General features: G+C 61.3%; 20 protein-coding genes. 7 read left to right on the plus strand and 13 right to left on the minus strand.

Annotated features, from left to right (window positions below; all coding sequences use genetic code 11):
• Positions 1 to 82: 82 nt before the first annotated feature.
• The 7 genes from hflX to H097_RS20420 form a co-directional block, all read right to left on the minus strand.
• On the minus strand, positions 83 to 1,384 hold the full coding sequence (gene hflX / locus H097_RS20390) for a ribosome rescue GTPase HflX (protein WP_029299582.1): 1,302 nt from the start codon (positions 1,382 to 1,384) through the stop codon (positions 83 to 85).
• Between the two features lie 12 nt (positions 1,385 to 1,396).
• Positions 1,397 to 1,657, minus strand: a complete 261-nt coding sequence (gene hfq, locus H097_RS20395; RefSeq protein WP_010221594.1) for an RNA chaperone Hfq — start codon at positions 1,655 to 1,657, stop codon at positions 1,397 to 1,399.
• Between the two features lie 95 nt (positions 1,658 to 1,752).
• On the minus strand, positions 1,753 to 2,724 hold the full coding sequence (miaA, locus tag H097_RS20400; RefSeq protein WP_032862049.1) for a tRNA (adenosine(37)-N6)-dimethylallyltransferase MiaA: 972 nt from the start codon (positions 2,722 to 2,724) through the stop codon (positions 1,753 to 1,755).
• Complete coding sequence (gene mutL / locus H097_RS20405) at positions 2,724 to 4,622, minus strand: DNA mismatch repair endonuclease MutL (RefSeq protein ID WP_162237655.1); 1,899 nt, start codon at positions 4,620 to 4,622, stop codon at positions 2,724 to 2,726. Before mutL ends, miaA begins: the two co-directional genes overlap by 1 nt.
• Before the next feature lie 14 nt (positions 4,623 to 4,636).
• Complete coding sequence (locus H097_RS20410; RefSeq protein ID WP_032862336.1) at positions 4,637 to 6,058, minus strand: N-acetylmuramoyl-L-alanine amidase; 1,422 nt, start codon at positions 6,056 to 6,058, stop codon at positions 4,637 to 4,639.
• Positions 6,059 to 6,075: 17 nt separating this feature from the next.
• Entirely contained in the window at positions 6,076 to 6,543 is a 468-nt protein-coding gene (gene tsaE, locus H097_RS20415; protein WP_032862051.1) for a tRNA (adenosine(37)-N6)-threonylcarbamoyltransferase complex ATPase subunit type 1 TsaE, read from the minus strand.
• Positions 6,531 to 7,391: an NAD(P)H-hydrate dehydratase gene (locus H097_RS20420; protein ID WP_032862052.1), complete on the minus strand. Its 861-nt coding sequence runs from the start codon at positions 7,389 to 7,391 to the stop codon at positions 6,531 to 6,533. The genes tsaE and H097_RS20420 overlap by 13 nt, the downstream gene beginning before the upstream one ends.
• 63 nt (positions 7,392 to 7,454) lie before the next feature.
• Here H097_RS20420 and queG point away from each other — a divergent pair, with 63 nt between their 5' ends.
• The gene (gene queG / locus H097_RS20425) at positions 7,455 to 8,534 is read left to right on the plus strand and encodes a tRNA epoxyqueuosine(34) reductase QueG (RefSeq protein WP_032862054.1); all 1,080 of its coding nucleotides are present in this window, start codon (positions 7,455 to 7,457) and stop codon (positions 8,532 to 8,534) included.
• Here the strand turns inward: queG and H097_RS20430 are convergent.
• Together H097_RS20430 and orn are read right to left on the minus strand one after the other, a co-directional pair.
• Positions 8,516 to 9,130: a trimeric intracellular cation channel family protein gene (locus H097_RS20430; protein ID WP_169851492.1), complete on the minus strand. Its 615-nt coding sequence runs from the start codon at positions 9,128 to 9,130 to the stop codon at positions 8,516 to 8,518. The two genes, queG and H097_RS20430, sit on opposite strands and share 19 nt — an antisense overlap.
• Positions 9,131 to 9,234: 104 nt before the next feature.
• Positions 9,235 to 9,777, minus strand: a complete 543-nt coding sequence (gene orn / locus H097_RS20435) for an oligoribonuclease (protein ID WP_003188046.1) — start codon at positions 9,775 to 9,777, stop codon at positions 9,235 to 9,237.
• Positions 9,778 to 9,885: 108 nt separating this feature from the next.
• Between orn and rsgA the strand changes: the two genes are divergently transcribed.
• On the plus strand, positions 9,886 to 10,917 hold the full coding sequence (rsgA, locus tag H097_RS20440) for a small ribosomal subunit biogenesis GTPase RsgA (RefSeq protein WP_032862057.1): 1,032 nt from the start codon (positions 9,886 to 9,888) through the stop codon (positions 10,915 to 10,917).
• Positions 10,918 to 11,149: 232 nt separating this feature from the next.
• Entirely contained in the window at positions 11,150 to 11,596 is a 447-nt protein-coding gene (locus H097_RS20445; protein ID WP_239695232.1) for a type II toxin-antitoxin system PemK/MazF family toxin, read from the plus strand.
• Between the two features lie 63 nt (positions 11,597 to 11,659).
• On the opposite strand, the gene motB is transcribed toward H097_RS20445, so the two are convergent.
• A complete protein-coding gene (gene motB / locus H097_RS20450) occupies positions 11,660 to 12,682 on the minus strand; it encodes a flagellar motor protein MotB (RefSeq protein WP_032862059.1) in 1,023 nt (340 codons plus the stop codon).
• Between the two features lie 3 nt (positions 12,683 to 12,685).
• Complete coding sequence (gene motA, locus H097_RS20455; RefSeq protein ID WP_032862061.1) at positions 12,686 to 13,537, minus strand: flagellar motor stator protein MotA; 852 nt, start codon at positions 13,535 to 13,537, stop codon at positions 12,686 to 12,688.
• A 166-nt stretch (positions 13,538 to 13,703) separates the two neighbouring features.
• Between motA and H097_RS20460 the strand changes: the two genes are divergently transcribed.
• Genes H097_RS20460 through asd form a run of 3 tightly spaced genes read left to right on the plus strand, consistent with a single transcriptional unit; the run spans position 13,704 to position 16,989 of the window.
• On the plus strand, positions 13,704 to 15,239 hold the full coding sequence (locus H097_RS20460) for an HDOD domain-containing protein (RefSeq protein ID WP_032862338.1): 1,536 nt from the start codon (positions 13,704 to 13,706) through the stop codon (positions 15,237 to 15,239).
• Positions 15,240 to 15,296: 57 nt separating this feature from the next.
• Positions 15,297 to 16,112 (plus strand): thiosulfate sulfurtransferase, encoded by an 816-nt coding sequence (gene rhdA, locus H097_RS20465; protein WP_032862064.1) that lies wholly within the window; start codon positions 15,297 to 15,299, stop codon positions 16,110 to 16,112.
• A 16-nt stretch (positions 16,113 to 16,128) separates the two neighbouring features.
• Positions 16,129 to 16,989: an archaetidylserine decarboxylase gene (gene asd, locus H097_RS20470; RefSeq protein ID WP_032862065.1), complete on the plus strand. Its 861-nt coding sequence runs from the start codon at positions 16,129 to 16,131 to the stop codon at positions 16,987 to 16,989.
• A gap of 94 nt (positions 16,990 to 17,083) precedes the next feature.
• Here asd and serB read toward each other — a convergent pair whose 3' ends face one another.
• A complete protein-coding gene (gene serB / locus H097_RS20475; RefSeq protein ID WP_032862066.1) occupies positions 17,084 to 18,295 on the minus strand; it encodes a phosphoserine phosphatase SerB in 1,212 nt (403 codons plus the stop codon).
• 133 nt (positions 18,296 to 18,428) lie between these two features.
• On the opposite strand from serB, the gene H097_RS20480 reads away from it, so the two are divergent.
• Positions 18,429 to 19,961, plus strand: coding sequence for an AhpA/YtjB family protein (locus H097_RS20480; RefSeq protein WP_032862067.1), 1,533 nt, complete (start codon positions 18,429 to 18,431; stop codon positions 19,959 to 19,961).
• A gap of 148 nt (positions 19,962 to 20,109) precedes the next feature.
• Here H097_RS20480 and H097_RS20485 read toward each other — a convergent pair whose 3' ends face one another.
• Positions 20,110 to 20,817, minus strand: a complete 708-nt coding sequence (locus H097_RS20485) for an ABC-type transport auxiliary lipoprotein family protein (protein ID WP_082445647.1) — start codon at positions 20,815 to 20,817, stop codon at positions 20,110 to 20,112.
• Positions 20,818 to 20,826 lie beyond the last annotated feature (9 nt).

The raw sequence follows: 20,826 nt of genomic DNA on the forward strand, positions 1-20,826 counted from the left end.
GATAAAGCAAAGACGCACCCACGGCGCGCCGACCAATGCTACAGAATGCCTGCCACAGCGGCACAACCGCTTTCTCAGGCTTTTATTGCAAAGTGTGTTGTTCGAGGAACTCTGTCGGTACAACACCCTCACGGCTCACCAGCCGATTGAGCTCCGAACGAGGCAAACGAACAGCCAGCAGGCTGACACCTTCTTCGTCGTGTTCTTCTTTCTGTACGGCGCCCAACTCAAAAAACTGAGCACGCAGTCGAGCAAAACGCTGCGGCAAGCGCAAGGTGCCGACAAACAAATCGCCGCCCAGCAACTCGGCAATCGCCTGTTCGAGCAGTTCCAGACCGCTACCGTCCCGCGCCGAGAGCCAGACCCGCTGGGGCCTGCCGTTTTCGTCGCGCTGGATTTGCGGCTCTACACCCTCAAGCAAATCGAGTTTGTTATAGACCTCAAGGATCGGCAAGTCCTGGGCACCAATCTCGCCCAGTACCACCATGACCTGTTCGATCTGCAACATCCGGTCAGGCTCGGCCGCATCGATGACGTGCAGCAGCAGGTCGGAGTTGCTCGACTCTTCGAGCGTAGACCGAAACGCCTCGACCAGCTTGTGGGGCAAGTGGCGAATGAAGCCCACGGTGTCGGCCAGCACAATCGGCCCCAGGTCGTCGAGCTCCAGACGGCGCAAGGTCGGGTCGAGGGTGGCGAACAGTTGATCCGCCGCGTACACGTCCGACTTGGTCACGTTGTTGAACAGCGTGGATTTACCGGCGTTGGTATAGCCCACCAGGGACACGGTCGGGATATCCGCACGCGTACGGCCACGGCGCGACTGCTCACGCTGGCTGCGTACTTTTTCCAGGCGGCCCTTGATCTGGCGCAGGCGAACCCGCAGCAGGCGCCGGTCGGTTTCGAGCTGGGTTTCACCCGGGCCACGCATGCCGATACCGCCACCCTGACGTTCAAGGTGCGTCCAGCCGCGAACCAGGCGGGTGCTCATGTGGTCAAGCTGGGCCAGTTCGACCTGGAGCTTGCCTTCATGGGTACGAGCGCGCTGGGCGAAAATATCGAGAATCAGACCGGTGCGGTCAATCACGCGACACTCGAAAACACGTTCGAGGTTACGTTCCTGACTGGGCGTGAGGATGTGATTGAAGATCACCAGATCGGCTTCTTCGGCATGAACCAGGTCGCGTAGCTCTTCGACCTTGCCGCTGCCAATCAGAAATTTGGCGGTTGGCCGATGACGCGGCACGTTAAAAAACGCGACGGTCTCGGCGCCGGCCGAATTTGCCAGCTCCTGAAACTCCTGCGGATCTTCGCGCGCCTCAGGGTCCTGTCCATCCAAGTGAACGAGGATCACTCGCTCACCACCACCGTGGCGCTCAAAGAACAAAGGAGACTCCTATCAGGCGTTACCTGGCTCAGCGTCACCCTGTTCGGATTCGGTTGCGCTAGGCAGACGAATTGGACGAACCGGCACTACTGTCGAGATAGCGTGCTTGTAGACCATCTGGCTGACGGTGTTTTTCAGCAGGATAACGAACTGGTCGAAAGACTCGATCGTACCTTGCAGCTTGATGCCGTTGACCAGATAGATGGAAACCCCAACTTTCTCTTTACGTAAAGTATTCAAGTAAGGGTCTTGTAGCGAATGCCCTTTTGACATGTGCCGCACTCCTTTAAGGATCAATAATAAAAAATCGGAAAAATAGATAGTTTGTGACCGTCACACCCCCAAGGATAGACGGCAATTGCAAGGACTCAGCTCAATATGGAGACCGTTCCCAAGTATTTCAAGGCGCGTGACAGATTGTCGCAATCCAGACTGTCCAGCCAATGCAAGTCAGTCCAGCTGCGCAGCCAAGTGAACTGGCGCTTTGCCAATTGGCGCGTGGCAATAATGCCGCGCTCCTGCATTTCGGCTGACGTCAGCTTGCCATCCAGATGATCCCAGACTTGGCGGTAGCCTACAGCACGTATCGAAGGCAATCCCGGATGCAGATCACCTCTTGAACGCAGTGCTACGACCTCGTCCACGAACCCCTGTTCCAACATAATTGTGAATCTTTGTGCAATTCGCTCATGTAGCACCTGCCGATTCGCCGGAGCGATAGCCAGATTTGCGACAGTATAGGGCAATTGTCCCGGTCCAGAGGTGCCTGCATCAGTACTTTGCGCAGATTGTCTGAGGCGGTGGGCTGTCATGGTCTGGCCGCTCACGCGCCAGACTTCCAGGGCCCGGCTCAGGCGCTGGGGGTCGTTGGGGTGAATACGTGCCGCAGACACCGGGTCAATCGCCGCCAATTGCTCGTGCAGGGCCTGCCAGCCAAGGCGTGCAGCCTCTTCTTCAATGCCGGCGCGCACCTGTGGATCGGCCGGTGGCATGTCTGCCAGGCCTTCCTGCAATGCCTTGTAGTAGAGCATCGTGCCGCCCACCAGCAGCGGGATATTGCCCCGCGCAGTGATTTGCGCCATGGCCGCGAGGGCGTCGGTACGAAAATCCGCCGCCGAGTAGCTTTGCGACGGATCGATAATGTCGATCAGACGATGGGGATGGGCGGCCAACAGTTCTTTGGACGGTTTGGCGGTGCCGATGTCCATGTCCCGGTAAACCAGGGCCGAATCGACGCTGATCAACTCGCAGGGCAGGACCTTGGTCAGCTCGATAGCCAGGTCGGTCTTGCCGGCGGCCGTCGGGCCCATCAGGAAGATGGCGGGAGGTAGAGAGCTCATCAGCGGCCGCGCAAGAACAGTTTGTCCAGATCGTCCAGGCCCATTTGGGTCCAGGTCGGTCGGCCGTGGTTGCATTGGCCGCTGCGCTCGGTGTTTTCCATGTCCCGCAGCAGGCCGTTCATTTCCGGCAGGGCCAGGCGCCGGTTGGCGCGGATCGCACCGTGGCAGGCCATGGTGCCAAGCAGTTCGTTGATATGCGCCTGGATCCGGTCACTGGTGCCGTACTCCATCAGGTCCGCCAGCACGTCAGCCACCAGCCGATTGGCTTCGGCCTGCTTGAGCAAAGCCGGGATCTGACGGATCGCCAGGGTTTCCGGCCCCAGGCGCTGCAATTCAAAGCCCAGCTTCTGGAACACCGCCAGATGCTCTTCAGCACAATCGGCTTCACGCTGACTGACCGCCAGGGACTCCGGCACCAGCAACGGCTGGCCGCTCAGGCCTTCGCTGGCCATGGCGATCTTCAGGCGCTCGTACATGATTCGCTCATGGGCCGCGTGCATGTCCACCAGCACCAGGCCGTGGGCGTTTTCCGCGAGGATATAGATGCCCTTGAGCTGGGCCAGGGCATAACCCAGGGGCGGGACATCACCGCCACCTTCGGGTAAAGCCACTGCGCCCGGCTCGGCACCGGGCAGCGGCGCAAAGAATTCGCGATAGGCCGCCTGGGCCTCGGCCACCGGCACAGCCGATTGCGGGCGCGGGGTGTACTGATATTGATAACCCGCACCCGCGCCAGAACCCGGCGCCGGGTAACTCGGCTGGGCTTGCGGCGATTGCAGCAGGTTGGCCGCCAGGCTCATTTCGCCCTGGGGCCCGAATTCACCGGCCTCTGGCCCCGTCGGGCGGACGACGGCCGTGACAATCGGCGCGCCCAGTTGATCATCCGGGCGCACGTCGCCCAAAGCACGGTGCAAGGTGCCGTAGAGGAAGTCATGAACCATGCGCCCATCACGAAAGCGCACTTCATGCTTGGTCGGGTGCACGTTGACGTCGACTACCGCCGGGTCCACTTCAAAAAACAGCACAAAGGTCGGGTGCCGGCCATTGAACAGCACGTCGCGATACGCCTGGCGTACCGCATGGGCCACCAGTTTGTCGCGTACCGCCCGCCCATTCACAAAGAAATACTGCAAGTCCGCTTGGCTGCGGGAGAACGTCGGCAAGCCGACCCAACCCCACAAATGCAGGCCATTGCGCTCGATTTCAATCGGCAGCGCCTGCTCCAGGAAGCCCGCGCCACAGATCGCCGATACGCGTCGGGCGCGCGCGGCATCGTCGTTGGCCTCGTGCAGACTGAGGATGGTCTTGCCGTTGTGGCGCAAATGGAAGGCCACGTCGAAACGGGCCAGGGCCAGGCGCTTGATGACTTCTTGCAGGTGATCGAATTCGGTTTTTTCGGCCTTGAGGAACTTGCGGCGCGCCGGAGTATTGAAGAACAGGTCGCGCACTTCCACCGAGGTGCCCACCGGATGAGCCGCCGGCTGGACCCGCGGCGCCATGTCACGGCCTTCGGTCTCTACTTGCCAGGCCTGTTCGGCGCCACGGGTGCGGGACGTCAGGGTCAGGCGCGCCACGGAGCTGATCGACGCCAGGGCCTCACCCCGGAAACCCAGGCTCATCACCCGCTCAAGGTCTTCCAAGTCACGAATCTTGCTGGTGGCATGTCGCGCCAAGGCCAGTGGCAGGTCATCGGAAGAAATCCCGCTGCCGTCGTCGCGCACCCGCAGCAGCTTGACGCCGCCCTGCTCGACATCCACGTCAATGCGCTTGGCGCCGGAGTCGAGGCTGTTTTCCAGCAGCTCCTTGATCACCGAAGCCGGGCGCTCAACTACCTCGCCCGCAGCGATCTGGTTGGCCAGTCGCGGGCTGAGCAGTTCGATGCGCGAGGCGCTGTTCAATACCGATTCACTCATTACTGGGCTGCCAATTCAGTGCCGGGGATGGTCAACACCTGGCCGACTTTCAGCTCGTCGGTTTTCAGGCTGTTGGCGCTGCGCAGCGTGGCGGCCGACACCTGGAAGCGTACGGCCAGCATGGCCAGTGTGTCGCCGGGCTGCACCCGGTGGTCACGCGGGCCCTGGGCAATTTTCCCGGAGTCGCGCAGCCAGGCGATATAGGTGCCCGGTGGCGGATTCTGCTGGAAGAACTGACGCACGCCAGAGCTGATGGAGCGCGCCAGGGCCTGCTGGTGGCTGGCACTGGCCAGCTTGTTGGCTTCGTTGGCGTTGGAGATAAAGCCGGTTTCCACCAGGATCGACGGGATATCCGGCGACTTGAGCACCATAAAGCCGGCCTGTTCCACGCGCTGCTTGTGCAACGGCGTGACCCGGCCCATGTTGCTCAGGACTTTCTGCCCGACGTTCAGGCTGGAGGTCAACGAGGCGGTCATCGACAGGTCCAGCAACACACCGGCGAGCATGCGGTCCTTGTCATCCAGGGACACGTTGCCCGCGCCACCGATCAAGTCGGAACGGTTTTCACTGTCAGCCAGCCAGCGGGCGGTCTCGGACGTGGCGCCGCGATCCGACAGGGCAAATACCGAGGCACCAAAGGCGGCCTTCGACGGTGCGGCGTCGGCGTGGATCGAAACGAACAGGTCGGCGCCCTTCTTACGAGCGATTTCGGTACGTCCACGCAATGGAATGAAGTAGTCACCGGTACGGGTCAATTCGGCGCGATAGCCTTTCATCCCGTTGATCTGGCGCTGCAATTCACGGGCGATGGCCAGGACCACGTCCTTTTCATGCTGACCACGGGAACCAGAGGCACCCGGGTCTTCGCCGCCGTGGCCGGCATCGATCACTACGATAATATCGCGTTTGCCGGCAGGTGCAGGCGGCAGCGGTGGCAACTTGACCTGGGGTTGCGCCGGGTTGACCGGCACCGCAGGGGTCGTGGCGACAGCCGGTGTCGGCGCTGGGGCTGGCGCGGCGTCGGCCGGGTTGTCAAACAGGTCGACCACCAGGCGGTTGCCATACTGGGCGTTCGGCGCAAGGGAAAAGCTCTTGGGCGTGACGACCTTCTTCAGGTCGATGACCACCCGCAGGTCGGTCGGCGTACGCTGGGCCGAGCGCATCGCGGTAATCGGCGTGTTGGCGGTGGAAACCTTTAAGGGCGCCGCCAGGGTCGCACCGTTGATGTCGATCACCAGGCGATCGGGCGCCGTCAGGGTAAAGACACTGTGCTGGACCGGGCCAGACAGGTCGAACACCAGTCGCGTGTTATCCGGCGCTCGCCACAGGCGCACACTTTTTACCTGTGAAGCGGCCAGAGCATTGACAGTCATTGCCGCAAGCAACACCCCCACGACAGCAACCAACGCGCGAAAGCGCATACCTAACCCACCCATTATTAGAATTCCAAAGCCAAAGCGGCGCACCAGGACTCACTGCGCGCGCTCTGGGACAACAATTTCAACTGACGTCCATGGTTATGCGGGGTAATGGTAATGGTCAGGTCGGGCTTTGGCAAAAAGCCTGTGCCCTTGTCCGGCCACTCGATCAGGCATAAAGCGTCGCCATCGAAGTAATCGCGGATGCCCATGTACTCCAGCTCCTCCGGATCCACCAGGCGATACAGGTCGAAATGGAACGCCCGCACGTCACCGATCTCGTAAGGTTCTACCAACGTAAACGTCGGACTTTTCACTGCGCCGGTATGGCCGAGCCCACGAATAATGCCGCGCGACAGCGTGGTTTTACCGGCCCCCAGGTCGCCGTGCAAAAAGATCAGGCCCGTGCCGCGAGTCACCTCGGCAATACGTTTACCAAAAGCCACCATGGCCTCTTCATCCGCCATAAACAGTGTTACTTCAGACACGGTGACTGCTCCTCCAACAACTGACGAATGACCGGAATCAGGTCGCTGGCCGCCAGGCCACGACCAAAGCTGCCCTGGCGATCACCCGCCGTGGCGTGCAGCCACACCGCCAGGCTGGCTGCTTCGAACGCCGACATGCCCTGGGCCAGCAACGCGCCGATCAGGCCGGCAAGCACATCGCCCAGACCCGCCGAGGCCATTGCCGGATGCCCCTGATCACAACGCGATACCCGCCCATCCGGGCTGGCGATCAGGCTGCCCGCGCCCTTGAGCACGGTGACCGCATTGAATTTCTGGCTCAGCGCGCGCGCCACCTTAAGCCGGTCGGCCTGAACCTCGGCTGTCGAGATGCCCATCAACCGCGCCGCCTCGCCCGGATGGGGAGTGATCACGCAATCGGCTGGCAGGTCTACATGGCCTGCGGCCAGCAGGTTCAGTGCATCAGCATCCCAGACCTGAGGTTGCCGGGCGTTGGCGGCCACCGACAGCAGGCTTTTGCCCCAGGCCATGTCCCCCAGCCCAGGGCCGATAACGATCACCGAGACTTTTTCCAGCAAGCCCATCAACTGATTGGCTGAGTGCACGCCACGCGCCATGACTTCCGGCAAGCGGGCCAAAGCCGCTGGAATATGTTCACTGCGTGTCGCCAGGGACACCAGGCCCGCACCGCTGCGCAGCGCGCTTTCGGCAGCAAGCAGGGCCGCGCCGCCAAAACCCTGGTCGCCGCCAATCACCAGGACATGGCCGAACTGGCCCTTGTGGGCGTCCGGGGAACGGCCAGCCAGTTGCGGCAAATGGCCAGGCAACAGGGGCTGAACGTCGGTTATTTCGTGTTTTGTCTGCGGCATACGTCTTCAAGCTCCGATGTCTGGCAGAATTATACGCATCTAACCTGCGGTTTCTCTCGTCTCATGCCTGCTATTACCACCGATCTGCCCGCCCTCGCCCAATCGATCAAAGACTGGGGCCGCGAGCTGGGCTTCCAACAAGTCGGCATCAGCGGCCTGGACCTGGCCGAGCATGAGCAGCACCTGCAACGCTGGCTCGACGCGGGCTATCACGGCGAAATGGACTACATGGGCGCCCACGGCAGCAAGCGCTCGCACCCCGACGAACTGGTACCCGGCACCTTGCGCGTGGTCTCGCTGCGCATGGATTACCTGCCCGGCGACACGCAAATGGCGCAATTGCTGGCCCAACCCGAAAAAGCCTACATCTCCCGCTACGCTCTGGGCCGCGACTACCACAAGCTGATCCGCAAGCGCGTGCAGCAACTGGCCGATCGCATCCAGGCGCAGATTGGCCCGTTTGGCTTTCGCGCCTTTGTCGACAGCGCCCCGGTGTTGGAAAAGGCCATCGCTGAACAGGCAGGCCTGGGCTGGATCGGCAAAAACACCCTGGTCCTCAACCGCAAGGCCGGCAGCTACTTTTTCCTCAGCGAGCTGTTTGTCGACCTGCCACTGCCCGTCGACCCGCCCCACACCACCGAACACTGCGGACGCTGCACCGCCTGCCTGGATATCTGCCCGACCAATGCGTTCGTCGGGCCTTATGTGCTGGACGCCCGGCGCTGTATTTCCTACCTGACCATTGAACTCAAGAGCGCGATCCCCGAAGACCTGCGGCCGTTGATTGGCAACCGCGTATTTGGCTGCGATGACTGTCAGATCGTTTGCCCGTGGAATCGTTTCGCGCGGCCTTCAGGAGAAAGCGATTTCAAGCCGCGCCACAACCTGGATAACGCCGAACTGGCCGCGTTATTCATGTGGGATGAGGATAAATTCCTCAGCAGCACCGAAGGTTCACCGCTGCGCCGTGCCGGTTATGAGCGCTGGCTGCGCAACCTGGCGGTGGGCCTGGGCAATGCGCCCTCCAGTATTCCAGTGCTGGAAGCCTTGAAGGCCCGTCGGGATTACCCTTCGGAGCTGGTTCGCGAACATGTGGAGTGGGCGCTGAACCAGCACGCAACGCGTCAGTGTTCGTCGTTGTAGACGAACTTGGGCATTTCCCAGTGAAAGCGGATCGCCAGCAGGCGCAATAGAAAACCGCTGAACAGGGTGAGCAGGATCGCTTGCTCACTGGGCAGTTCCAGGTAGATGCACAGCATGTAGCACCAGGCGGCCAGGAACGACACGCTGGCATATAACTCGCGACGGAAGATCAGCGGGATATCGTTACAGAAGATATCCCGCAGGATTCCACCAAACACACCGGTAATCACCCCACTGACCGAAGCCACCAGCATGCCGTGCCCCATTTCCAGGGCCGTCATACAGCCGATCAGGGTAAACGCCACCAAACCCACGGCGTCCAGCGCCAGGAACAACGAGCGCAGATGGCGCATCAGTGGGGCGATAAAGATCGTGACCAACGCTGCAACCGAGGTCAGCACCAGGTATTCCGGGTGTTTGACCCAGGTCAGCGGGTAGTGGCCGAGCAGCACATCACGCACCGAGCCGCCGCCAAGGGCCGTGACGCACGCGATCAGCACCACGCCAAACCAGTCCATGCCACGACGGCCGGCCGACAAGGCACCGGTCATGGCTTCAGCGGTGATGGCAATGAGGTAGAGCATCAACAGCATGATGGCGATCCTTGCAATGAGGCGCGCAGTCTAATCATTTGGCGCAGGCACCAAAAGGGGGCGCGCGGCGAAAGACCCCGTCGCACCCAATCGCGAACACCATAGAATCAAGCCTTGATGAAATGCTTGCGGTAATGCTGCAACTCGGCAATCGACTCACGAATATCGTCCAGGGCCAGGTGGGTGCTGCCCTTGTGGAAGCTGTCCTTGACCTCCGGTGCCCAGCGCGCGGCCAGTTCTTTCAAGGTCGATACGTCCAGGTTGCGATAGTGGAAATAGCTCTCCAACCCCTTCATATGGGTATAAAGGAAGCGCCGGTCCTGGCAGATGCTGTTGCCACAGATCGGCGACTTGCCCTTGGGCACCCACTTTTCCAGGAAGGCAATGGTCTGGGCTTCAGCCTCGGCCATGCTGATACGGCTATCGCGCACGCGCTGGGTCAGGCCCGAGTTGCCGTGGGTGCGGGTGTTCCACTCGTCCATGGTGGCCAGGACCGCATCGCTATGGTGGATGGCGATCACCGGACCTTCGGCCAAGGTGTTGAGGTTGCTGTCGGTGACGATGGTCGCCATCTCGATGATGACGTCGGTGTCAGGGTTCAGACCGGTCATTTCCAGATCGATCCAAATCAGGTTCTGTGGGTTTTGCATGTCGTGGTTCCTTGGCACCTTGGCGTAGCTGCGCAGTTTAGCAGGCGGCGGCGTGCTAGACTCGCGACCGTTTTACCCAACCTTTTGCATTATCGACACGGAACACCAATGGCCAAACGCCAGCTCAACCGTCGCCAAAACTGGCGCATCGAAAAGATCCAGGGTGAACGCGCTGCCCGCGCCGCCAAACGTGAATCCTCTGCCGTGGAAGCGCTGGAGGGTGGCGACCTGGGCCCCGAGCAAACGGGCCTGGTGATCGCGCACTTTGGCGTGCAGGTCGAAGTCGAGGCGCTGGAAGGCGAACTGGCGGGCCAGGTTTTCCGCTGCCACTTGCGCGCCAACCTGCCGGCACTGGTAACCGGCGATAAAGTCGTCTGGCGTGCCGGCAACCAGGGCATCGGGGTGATCGTCGCGCAGCTGCCGCGCACCACCGAACTGCGTCGCCCGGACAGCCGCGGCCAACTCAAGCCGGTAGCGGCCAACGTCGACATGATTGTCATCGTCTTCGCCCCGCTGCCCGAGCCGCACGCCAACCTGATCGACCGCTATCTGGTGGCGGCCGAACACGCCGGCATCCGCCCGCTGCTGCTATTGAATAAATTCGACCTGATCGACGAACAGAACGCGCCAGCGCTCAATGCATTGCTCGCGGTTTATCGGCAGTTGGGTTACCCGGTGCTGGAAGTCTCGGCGCACCATGGCAATGGTATGGAACAGCTGCAACAGCAGTTGGACGGGCGTATCAGCGTGTTCGTCGGTCAGTCGGGCGTGGGCAAGTCGTCGCTGGTCAACAGCCTGCTGCCGGAAGTCGAAACCCGCGTCGGCCCGCTGTCGGAACTGTCCGGCCAGGGCACGCACACCACCACCACCGCCCGTCTGTTTCACTTCCCGGGTGGCGGCGAGTTGATCGACTCACCAGGCATCCGTGAGTTCGGCCTGGGTCACGTCAGCCGCAGCGACGTGGAAGCCGGCTTCATCGAGTTCAACGACTTGATCGGCACCTGCCGCTTCCGCGACTGCAAGCACGACCGCGAGCCGGGCTGCGCCTTGCTCAAGGCACTGGAAGACGGACGCGTGCAGCAGCAGCGGATGAACAGCTATCGCTCGATCATCGCCAGCTTGCCGGAGAGCAGCTACTGAACAGCCATGCCTTGATACATATAAATTGCGCCTTAAGACCCGCTACTCCATTGATTTAATGAGGGTTGGCATCAAGACTTCAGAGCAACTGGGTGGCTCGTCATGCAAGCCCGCTTGAATTCGAAATTCCTGATGCCCATAATCGCTCCGTCACCGGCACAAGCCGGCAGGAGTCTGGATCCTTTGCGAAGTTGATCCAGCGGCGCAGAAGGGGCGAAGCAAGCTCCACTGCGTGTCGAATGAAGCCGCCTTCGGGCGGCTTTGCTTTTTGCAGGACATTCGATTGACTCTCTACTATCACCCCAAACAAGGCGACGTTCTTCTCTGCGATTTCACACGTGGCTTTGTCGCCCCCGAAATGCTGAAGATTCGTAAAGTCGTGGTGATATCCCCTACCTCCACTCACAATCGCAAACTCTGCACAGTGGTGCCGATCTCTTCAACAGCCCCCCAGATCCAGCATGATTGGCACCACCTGCTACGCACCAACCCGCTTCAATCAGATGGCTACAAGGAGCTTTGGGTGAAATGCGACATGATTTATACCGTGAGCTTCGAGCGCCTCGACAAACTCCACAGAAAAACCCGGTCAAAGGGGCGAGAGTACTTCGTACCGCGCCTGCATATCGATGACATGCAAGGTGTGATCGGTGGCGTCAAAGCCTACCTCCCGCTCTGACCAGAAATGAAAACGCCCCGATTGATCGGGGCGTTTTCATTGGGGCAATATGTCATTACCCGCTTACGAGCCCGGCGTAGGCAACGTAGGCTCCTTCACCCCACCCTCATCAAACAGATTGAGCTTCTGTCGCAACTCATGGGCCGGCAATGGCTCCTGCTCTGGCGGCAAGGCGTTCGGGTCCACCGGCACTTCGCCCGGCGCACCCTCGCCCTGGGTCGGCACTGGCGGCGTTGGCACCTGGTCACCTTCAATCGCACGCTGGGCCTTCTTGGTCAGCACCACAATATCAATGCGCCGGTTGACCGGGTTGAACGGGTCCTGGACATCAAACAGCTGTGACGAGGCAAACCCCACCACGCGCGCTACTTGTGGATCCGGATAACTGCCGGCCACCAGGGCACGGCGCGCAGCGTTGGCACGATTGGCGGAAAGCTCCCAGTTACCGAAGTCACCCTGCCCCGAATAAGGCTTGGCATCGGTATGGCCGCTGACGCTGATCTTGTTCGGCACCGCCTTGATGGTGTCAGCCATGGCTAGCAGGATGTCTTCGAAGTAGGGCTTCAGACGTGCGCTGCCCGAATCGAACATCGGTCGGTTGGCGGCATCCATGATCTGGATACGCAGGCCATCCGGAGTGATCTGGAAGTGGATCTGGTCCTTGAATTTTTGCAGTTGCGGATTCTCATCCACCTTGTTCTGCAACTCTTGCAGCAGCAACTCCAGGCGTTCCTGCTCGACCTGCTCGGCCATGCTTTCGACGGTCTGGCGCTCGATCGGGATGTTTTCCTGGGGCGCTTCGGTCTGCACCTCCGGGTTGATGGTGCGTTCGGGGGCCAGTTCTGGGGAGCCACCCAGATCGATCACAAACGGCGTGCCGCTCTCGGAGAATCCGATGGGGTCCTTGAAGTAGCCGGCAATGGCGATTTTCTGTTCCGGGGTTGCAGTGGACATCAGCCACAGCACCAGGAAGAACGCCATCATCGCTGTCGCAAAGTCGGCGAACGCAATTTTCCAGGCGCCGCCGTGGTGCCCGGCAGCGAAGCGCTTGACGCGCTTGATGATGATTGGCTGATTGTTTTCCATGATTTAGCGACCGCGAACTGCTTGTTCCAGCTCGGCAAAGCTTGGACGGTGCTTCGGATACAGCACCTTGCGCCCGAACTCCACCGCCAGGGATGGCGGCATGCCCGAGGCGGAGGCCACCAGGGACGCCTTGATCGCTTCGTAGATGTTCAACTCTTCCTTGGCATCGTGGGCCAGGGAGGTGGCCAACGGGCCAAAGAAACCGTATGCGGCGAGAATACCGAAGAAGGTGCCCACCAACGCCGCACCAACGTGCATGCCGATCGCAGCCTGGTCGCCTTCGCCCAGGGATGCCATGGTCACTACGATGCCGAGTACCGCCGCGACGATACCGAAGCCAGGCATGCCGTCGGCGATACCGGTCACCGCGTGGGAGGGGTGTTCGAGCTCTTCCTTGAGACTGAACAGCTCCATGTCGAACAAGCCTTCGAGCTCGTGCGGGGCCATGTTGCCGGAGGACATGATGCGCAGGTAGTCACAGACGTACGCCGTCATGCGGTCGTCCTTGAGCACGGCCGGGTACTTGGCGAAGATCGGGCTCGCCGCAGCGTCCTCGATATCAGCCTCGATGGCCATCATGCCTTCGCGGCGGCTCTTGTTGAGGATCTCGTAGACCAGGCCCAACACCTCCAGATAAAAGGTGTGGGAGAAACGTGAGCCGAACATGCCCAGCGATTTCTTGATCACGTGCATGGTCATATAGCTTGGGTTAGCCTGCAGGAAAGCGCCAAACGCCGCACCGCCTATGATCAGCACTTCGAAGGGCTGGATCAGCGCAGCAATTTTACCGTGGGACAGAACATATCCGCCGAGCACGCTTGCGATGACGACGATGATGCCGATAATTTTAGCCATAGGGGATGAGTACTTGCGCCGTCGGGTTCATGGACATATTCGGAAGATCTAAAAACTCTTCTTCTACTTATCGGCAAATCTGCGCCAGACTATAGCCCGTTAAGGCGAAAAGCCAGTTCGGCCCACTCCGGGCGTGTTGACCGCAAGTGATGATCGCGCCCCAATCATGGCAAATGAAACGACAGTCCCAACTGCAAAACCCAACTCCCTGGCTGGCTGGATCAAGCGTCTGGACGAGGTTCACCTGCCCGTCCCGCAAGCGAGCCACGTTGCCGTGTGCAAGGCCATCGGCGACAGTCGCCGTTCGTTGCGAGATATTGCAGAGCTGATGCAAGACAGCCCGGCGCTGGTCCTGAGCGTCATGCGCGAGGCCAACAACCAGGCCCACGGCAGCCTGGCAGAGCCCGCAGAAAACCTTGAAGTGGCGATCAACCGCCTGGGTTTGAAGCGCACTGAAGAACTGCTCGCCCGCCTGCCGTCAGTCCCGCTCAATGAAATCCCCGTGGCCTTGCGCCAACTGCAACTGGTCAGCCAGCATGCCTCGCAACAAGCCAGCGGCCTGTTCGCCAGCCGTCTGGCGCGCCTGTGGCAGGATATTCACTGGGGCAGCCTGCTGTTTCTCTCGCCGTTGTGGCCGATGGCCGTTGCCTACCCCAAGCTCCTGGAAGAGTGGGAACTGCGGGTGATCCACAAGGGCCAATCGGCGCACAAGGTCGAGCAGGAATTGTTTAGCGTGCGCCTGCTGGAGTTGTGCCTGGGCTTGACCGAAGCCTGGCGCCTGCCGATCTGGGTCTCCCAGGGCTACCAGTTACTGCTCAAGGAACAACGTTTGCTGGTCAAGGCCCTGCATATCGCCCGCGATGAAGCGCCGTTGAGCCAGCAGCAAAAACTCGATGCCGACCCGGCGCTACGGCGCTGGCTGAACCAGCCCGCCAACACTGTGCTGCTAGCCAATGGCATGGCGCTGGCGGCGCAGGAATCCTGGACCTGCCCGCACACCCAGCGCTGGCAATACCTCACCGCGCTGTACCTGCAACAACCGCTGGCCGACGTTCAGCAACAGGTGCACCAACAGGCCGTGATCAGCGCCCGACACACCTTGAGCGCCAGTCTCTGGCATCCGGCGCTGGCGCTGATCTGGCCGTGGCATGTGCAACGGGTCCATCGCGGCCTGCTGCCAGCACCGCCACCCACGGCCGAAGCCCTGGCGATCTGGCGCAAGCGCTGCAGCGAATTACTGGTGGAGCCGAGCCGCTTCGCCAACGCCATGCACTTGACCACCTGCGCCAAGGAAGCCCTGGCGGCCAGCGGCATGCAGCGCGTCATGCTGCTGATGGCCGACAAGGCCCTGGCCACGTTGCGCGTGCATCAGGTCGATGGACTGCCCAAGGACGCCGCCAACCTGACCCTTGAGGCCGCACAAAGCACGCTGCTGCAACGCTTGCTGGAAAAGTCTGCGCAGGTGCGCCTGACCCCGGACAATCACGCGCAATTCGCAGCACTGCTGCCTGCCTCATTGCGCCGCCTGTTCGTTGGCGAGCACCTGCTGTTGCGCTCCCTGAGCTGTAACGGCCGGGTGGTGATGCTGATGATTGCCGACCAGGGCGGAGGGCCGTTCTCCGAAACCACCGTCCAGGCCTTCGGCAAAACCGCCCAGTGCATCGAAAAAGCCCTGCACTGCTTTACCAACCGCAGCGCCTGATGCTTGCGTTACAATCGCCCTCTTTTATCGCTCAACCTAGTGCCCGGGAGACCTCACATGCCTGACTTTTCTGGCTTGCCGCTGGTGATCGAGCCCAGCGACCTGCTTGGCCGGCTCGCCGCCGAGCCGTTGATTCTGGTGGATCTCACCAGCGCCGCACGCTACGCCGAAGGGCATATCCCCGGCGCGCACTTCGTTGACCCAAAGCGCACCCAACTGGGCCAGCCACCCGCACCAGGGCTGCTGCCAGCCAAGGCCGATCTGGAAAAGCTGTTCGGCGAACTGGGCCACACCCCAGATGCCACCTACGTGGTGTATGACGACGAGGGCGGCGGCTGGGCCGGGCGGTTTATCTGGCTGCTCGACGTTATTGGTCACAAGAAGTATCACTACCTCGATGGCGGCCTGCTGGCGTGGCTGGATGAAAAACACCCTGTGTCCACCGAGGTCGCCGCACCCGTCGGCGGCCCGATCAGCCTGACCCTGCACGACGAACCCACCGCCACCCGCGAGTACCTGCAAAGCCGCCTCGGCGCTGCTGACCTGGGGATCTGGGATGCACGCGGGCCGCTGGAATACTCGGGAGAGAAAGTCCTTGCAGCCAAAGGCGGGCATATTCCCGGCGCCGTGAACTTCGAATGGACTGCGGGCATGGACAAGGCGCGCAACCTGCGGATCCGCCGCGACATGCCGCAGATCCTCGAAGACCTGGGCCTGACCAAAGACAAAGAAATCATTACCCACTGCCAGACTCACCACCGTTCTGGCTTCACCTACCTGGTGGCCAAGGCGCTCGGTTATCCGCGAGTCAAAGGTTATGCCGGTTCCTGGGGCGAATGGGGCAACCACCCCGACACCCCCGTCGAGATTTAAGGTTTAAGGACAGTTCATGAAAAAGCGTTTGTTTATCCTCAGCCAGTACCTGCTGCCTCACCACCTGCTGTCGCGCCTGGCCGGCTGCATTGCCGAGTGCCGCGTGCGTTGGTTCAAGAATGCCTTCACCACATGGTTCGCCAAGCGCTATCAGGTGGACATGTCCCAGGCCCTGGTCGAAGACGTGACCGCTTACGAGCACTTCAACGCCTTCTTCACCCGCGCCTTGAAAGAGGGCGCACGCCCACTGGATCAAACCCCTGGCGCGATCTTGAGCCCGGCAGACGGCGCCGTCAGCCAGCTCGGCCCGATTGAACACGGCCGAGTGTTCCAGGCCAAGGGTCACAGCTTCAGCGTGCTGGAATTGCTCGGTGGCGACGCCGCTGTTGCCGCACCCTTCATGGGCGGTGACTTTGCCACCATCTACCTGTCGCCAAAGGACTACCACCGCGTGCACATGCCACTGGCCGGCACCCTGCGGGAAATGGTCTACGTGCCTGGGCGGATTTTCTCGGTCAACCAGACCACCGCCGAAAACGTGCCGGAACTGTTCGCACGTAACGAGCGCGTTGTCTGTGTGTTCGATACCGAACGTGGGCCGATGGCCGTGGTATTGGTCGGCGCGATGATTGTGGCGTCGATCGAGACCGTCTGGGCCGGCCTGGTGACGCCGCCTAAGCGCGAACTGAAAACCGTCCGTTACGACGAAGCCGCCCGCGCACCGATCCACCTGGAAAAAGGTGCGGAACTGGGGCGTTTCAAGCTGGGTTCGACCGCCATCGTGCTGTTTGGGCCGGATCAGGTGAAGTGGGCCGAAGAACTGGCGGCGGGTACGCCGGTGCAGATGGGCCAGGGTATCGCGCTGCCGAAAGCCTGATCCGAATACAGCGAAAATCAAATGTGGGAGCGGCGGTGCGAGCAAGTCGAATCGTCGCACCGCCGCTCCCACATTTTTGACCGCGTTCCTGTCGTTATTGGCCGTCGCGGTCGCGAAAGCCCAACAGATACAGCACACCGTCCAGCCCCAGGGTCGAAATCGCCTGCTTGGCCGATTGCTTGACCAAAGGCTTGGCACGGAACGCCACGCCCAGCCCGGCGATTGCCAGCATCGGCAAGTCGTTGGCACCGTCGCCGACCGCAATGGTCTGCTCCAGACGCAAACCTTCCTTGTGCGCCAACTCCCGTAGCAGATCAGCTTTGCGCTGCGCGTCGACAATCGGCTCGACCGCCACGCCCGTCACCTTGCCATCCACCACTTCCAGCTCGTTGGCGAACACATAGTCGATGCCCAGCTTGGCCTGCAATTGCTTGGCGAAGTAGGTAAAGCCGCCCGACAGGATCGCGGTCTTGTAGCCCAGGCGCTTGAGTTCGGCGAACAGGGTCTCGGCGCCTTCGGTCAAGCGCAGGGATGCGCCGATGGAGTCCAACACACTGACATCCAGGCCCTTGAGCAGCGCCAGGCGCTCCTTGAAGCTGGCGCGAAAGTCCAACTCACCCGCCATCGCGCGTTCAGTGATCGCGCAAACTTGCTCGCCAACGCCCGCAGCCTTGGCCAACTCGTCGATGACTTCGGCTTCGATCAGCGTCGAGTCCATGTCGAACACCGCCAGGCGGCGGTTACGACGGAACAGCGAGTCTTCCTGGAAGGCGATATCGACATTCAACTCCTGGGCAACGCTGAGGAACTCGGCGCGCAGAGCCTGCGGATCGGCCGGTTCACCGCGCACGGAGAACTCGATACAGCCCTTGCCCTGGTCTGCCGGGGTATCCAATGGCATGCGACCCGACAGACGGTCAATATGGTCGATGTTCAAACCGTACTGCGCGGTGATCGAACTGACACGCTGCAATTGCTCGGCGGTCACCTTGCGCGTCAGCAGCGTGACGATATGGCGCTTTTTGCCTTGGCCGGCCACCCAGTGCTGGTAATCCTCTTCGGAAACCGGAGTAAAGCGAACCTGCTGATCCAGCTTATAGGCCGTAAACAGGATGTCTTTGAGCACGGACGAGGCCTGCTCGGTGCTCGGGATCTCGACCAGGATGCCGAACGACAGGGTGTCGTGGATCACGGCCTGGCCGATGTCGAGAATGGTCACGCCACCCTGGGCCAGAACACCAGTGATGGCCGCGGTAAGACCCGGACGGTCCTCACCTGTGATGTTAATCAGGACAATTTCGCGCAAAGCGCACCCCCGGGCTGGAAAAAAACCGCATTCTACCCACTTTCAGTGACCATCGGGCACAGCCAGCGCTTTGCCGGTCTTGGGCCTGTCGCTATACTGCGCGTCAACTTCACGGACCAAGAGCCGAGCGCAAGTGAACCGGCCCACGCCAGTAAAAACCGATAACTTCTTCCTGCTGATCTTCCGGGCACTGCGCCACCGCCGTGTACCGATCGCATTACGCATCGCCAGCCATAACGTGATCCTGGTCGCCCTGGCCCTGGTGATCTATGCGTGCGTGATGGGTTTGCAGTTCAAACAGGCCATGCACGAGCAAGCCGACGCCCTGGGCGAGAGCTTGACGACCCAGACCGCCACCTCGGCGACTGAGTTGCTGGTGTCCAACGACATCCTCAGCCTCAACGTGCTGCTCAACAACCTGACCAAGAACCCGCTGGTGGCCCACGCCGCCATCTACAGCGTGGACAACCGGATCATGGCCGAGGCTGGGCAACGCCCGAAGAACGGCCTGCTGGGTGAAGCCGAAGGCCTGTACCAGAGCAATATCACGTTTCAGGATGTGAAGGCCGGTCAATTGCGTATCAGCCTGGACATGCAACAGTTCCAGCAGCCGATGACCATCAGCCTGCAAAGCATGGGGATCCTCAGCGCGATCCTGCTGGCGCTGGCCCTGGCCTTGAGCCTGCGCCTGGGCCGGCATATCTCCACGCCCCTGATGCAATTGCGCATCTGGCTGCGCGATATCGACGAGCACACCCCGGCCACTGACCGCCAGGATGAAATCGGCGACCTTGCCCGCCAGTTGCACACCAGCTTCGCTCCAGAGCCCGTGGTACAGGAAGTCGAGCCTGAACCGGCGTTTGACGACACCGATTACGACGACGAACCCGAGTTTGAAGTGCGCAACCTGCGCGACCCGAGCTTCGACGAGTCGGCGCCAGTGGCGGGCCTCAAGCCAGTACCGCGCACAGCCATCAAGGCCGACGAAGACAGCCTGGACGATGACGACCCGTTTGCCGACCTGCGCGACGAGTCGGTGCCTACCCCGGTGGTAGCGCCAAAACCTGCGGTCTCGCACAACACACAGCCACAGCACAGTGCGGTATTGGCCGTGCAACTGGGCGCCCAGGAACAGCTGCGCCGCCTGCCCCGCGCACGCTTGACCGAGCTGCTGGAACGCTACCGCGACTGCCTCGACCAGGCGGCCTCGCTGTACCAGAGCGAGCTACACACCCTGAACGACGGCAGCACCTTGATGCTGTTCCACAGCGAAGACAGCGGCGAAGACTACCTGACCAACGCCATCTGCTGCGGTGAGCTGTTGCGGGCGCTGGGCCATGCGTTGCAGATCGAAGTCGCTGATAGCGGCATCACCCTGCAACTGCAACTGGGCCTGACCCTGGGCGACGACCTGTATGGCATGAGCCAGATCGACCTGCTGCTGACCGAAAACGCCCAGGACGCCCTGGCCTTGTCGCAACACAGCCGCAACCTGCTGCTGGTGGAGCGCAAGATCAGCGACGACGCCTTGATCCGCCAGCGTGCGCGGATCCGCCCGATTGCAAGCCCCGAAGGCGCGTGCTGTGTAGAGCGGTTGATGGAGCCTTATCCGTCGATGCTGGAGCGCCAGTTGGCGCGGATGCATGAGACCCGCAACAAGGGGTGAATCCTCCCCCAATAAAAAGCCCACCCATGAGTGATCATGGGTGGGCTTTTTCTCGCGAAGATCGTCAACGTTAACGCGCTTATCCTGAATGAGCGCGTTGCCCTTGAGTTTTTCGCGAGCAAGCTCGCTCCTACAGGGGGCTGTTACCTCAGAAGCGGAACACTTCCATGTCCGTGCGAATCGGCGAAGCCATTGGGATCTTCGGCTTTTCCGGGGCTGCCGGCTTGGCAGGAGCCGGGGCCTGTTTGCGCGGGGCCTCGGCAATCGGTGGCTGGTTGGCCAATGGCTTGAGGGCTACCGACAGCTGTTCTGCCAGGCGCTGCAACAACACACCCTGGGCCTGAACCTGGGAAGCGGTACTGCCAGCGTGTTGTTCTTGCAGATGCACGATGCGGTTGTCCCGCACCTGGCCGCGGCGGTCGATCAGGCGCCATTGCGCATCAAGGATTGCCGGCTGCGATGCCCCGGAGTCCAGGCGCGTGATGGTCAGCAGCACCTGAACATCGGGCGAGAAACTGGTAGGTGCCGGCGACAGCACCACACGCTGGCTGTCGAGGTGGCCGGCCACCTGGCGCAGCATCAACTGGTTGATATCCGACGACAGGCTGCCCGCCCAACGGCCATCGACGGAGCCTTGCAGGCTGCCATCGTCCTGGCGTTGCAGCAGGGTTTCACGTTGCAGGTAATCGGCAACCACGACCGGCCCGAGCAAGACCGCCATGCCAGCACTTTGCGCTGGCTGCGCAGGGTTTCCGCTATCCAGTTGGTACAGCGACACCGGCTGGTGCGTAGCGCAACCCGCCAACCCCAAAAGGCCAGCGAGCATCAAAAATAAAGGAAGGCGTGGAGCAGTCATCATCCCATC

The sequence above is a fragment of the Pseudomonas sp. FH4 genome (assembly GCF_000510915.2).
GTDB classification, from domain to species: domain Bacteria; phylum Pseudomonadota; class Gammaproteobacteria; order Pseudomonadales; family Pseudomonadaceae; genus Aquipseudomonas; species Aquipseudomonas brenneri.

Coding starts and splice junctions, on each gene's coding strand:
- rsgA (WP_032862057.1), top strand. CDS start 9,886: ATGGCCAAACGCCAGCTCAACCGTCGCCAAAACTGGCGCATCGAAAAG.
- H097_RS20420 (WP_032862052.1), bottom strand. CDS start 7,391: ATGCCGCAGACAAAACACGAAATAACCGACGTTCAGCCCCTGTTGCCT.
- H097_RS20485 (WP_082445647.1), bottom strand. CDS start 20,817: ATGACTGCTCCACGCCTTCCTTTATTTTTGATGCTCGCTGGCCTTTTG.
- miaA (WP_032862049.1), bottom strand. CDS start 2,724: ATGAGCTCTCTACCTCCCGCCATCTTCCTGATGGGCCCGACGGCCGCC.
- hfq (WP_010221594.1), bottom strand. CDS start 1,657: ATGTCAAAAGGGCATTCGCTACAAGACCCTTACTTGAATACTTTACGT.
- asd (WP_032862065.1), top strand. CDS start 16,129: ATGAAAAAGCGTTTGTTTATCCTCAGCCAGTACCTGCTGCCTCACCAC.
- orn (WP_003188046.1), bottom strand. CDS start 9,777: ATGCAAAACCCACAGAACCTGATTTGGATCGATCTGGAAATGACCGGT.
- queG (WP_032862054.1), top strand. CDS start 7,455: ATGCCTGCTATTACCACCGATCTGCCCGCCCTCGCCCAATCGATCAAA.
- H097_RS20460 (WP_032862338.1), top strand. CDS start 13,704: ATGGCAAATGAAACGACAGTCCCAACTGCAAAACCCAACTCCCTGGCT.
- motA (WP_032862061.1), bottom strand. CDS start 13,537: ATGGCTAAAATTATCGGCATCATCGTCGTCATCGCAAGCGTGCTCGGC.
- rhdA (WP_032862064.1), top strand. CDS start 15,297: ATGCCTGACTTTTCTGGCTTGCCGCTGGTGATCGAGCCCAGCGACCTG.
- H097_RS20410 (WP_032862336.1), bottom strand. CDS start 6,058: ATGCGCTTTCGCGCGTTGGTTGCTGTCGTGGGGGTGTTGCTTGCGGCA.
- motB (WP_032862059.1), bottom strand. CDS start 12,682: ATGGAAAACAATCAGCCAATCATCATCAAGCGCGTCAAGCGCTTCGCT.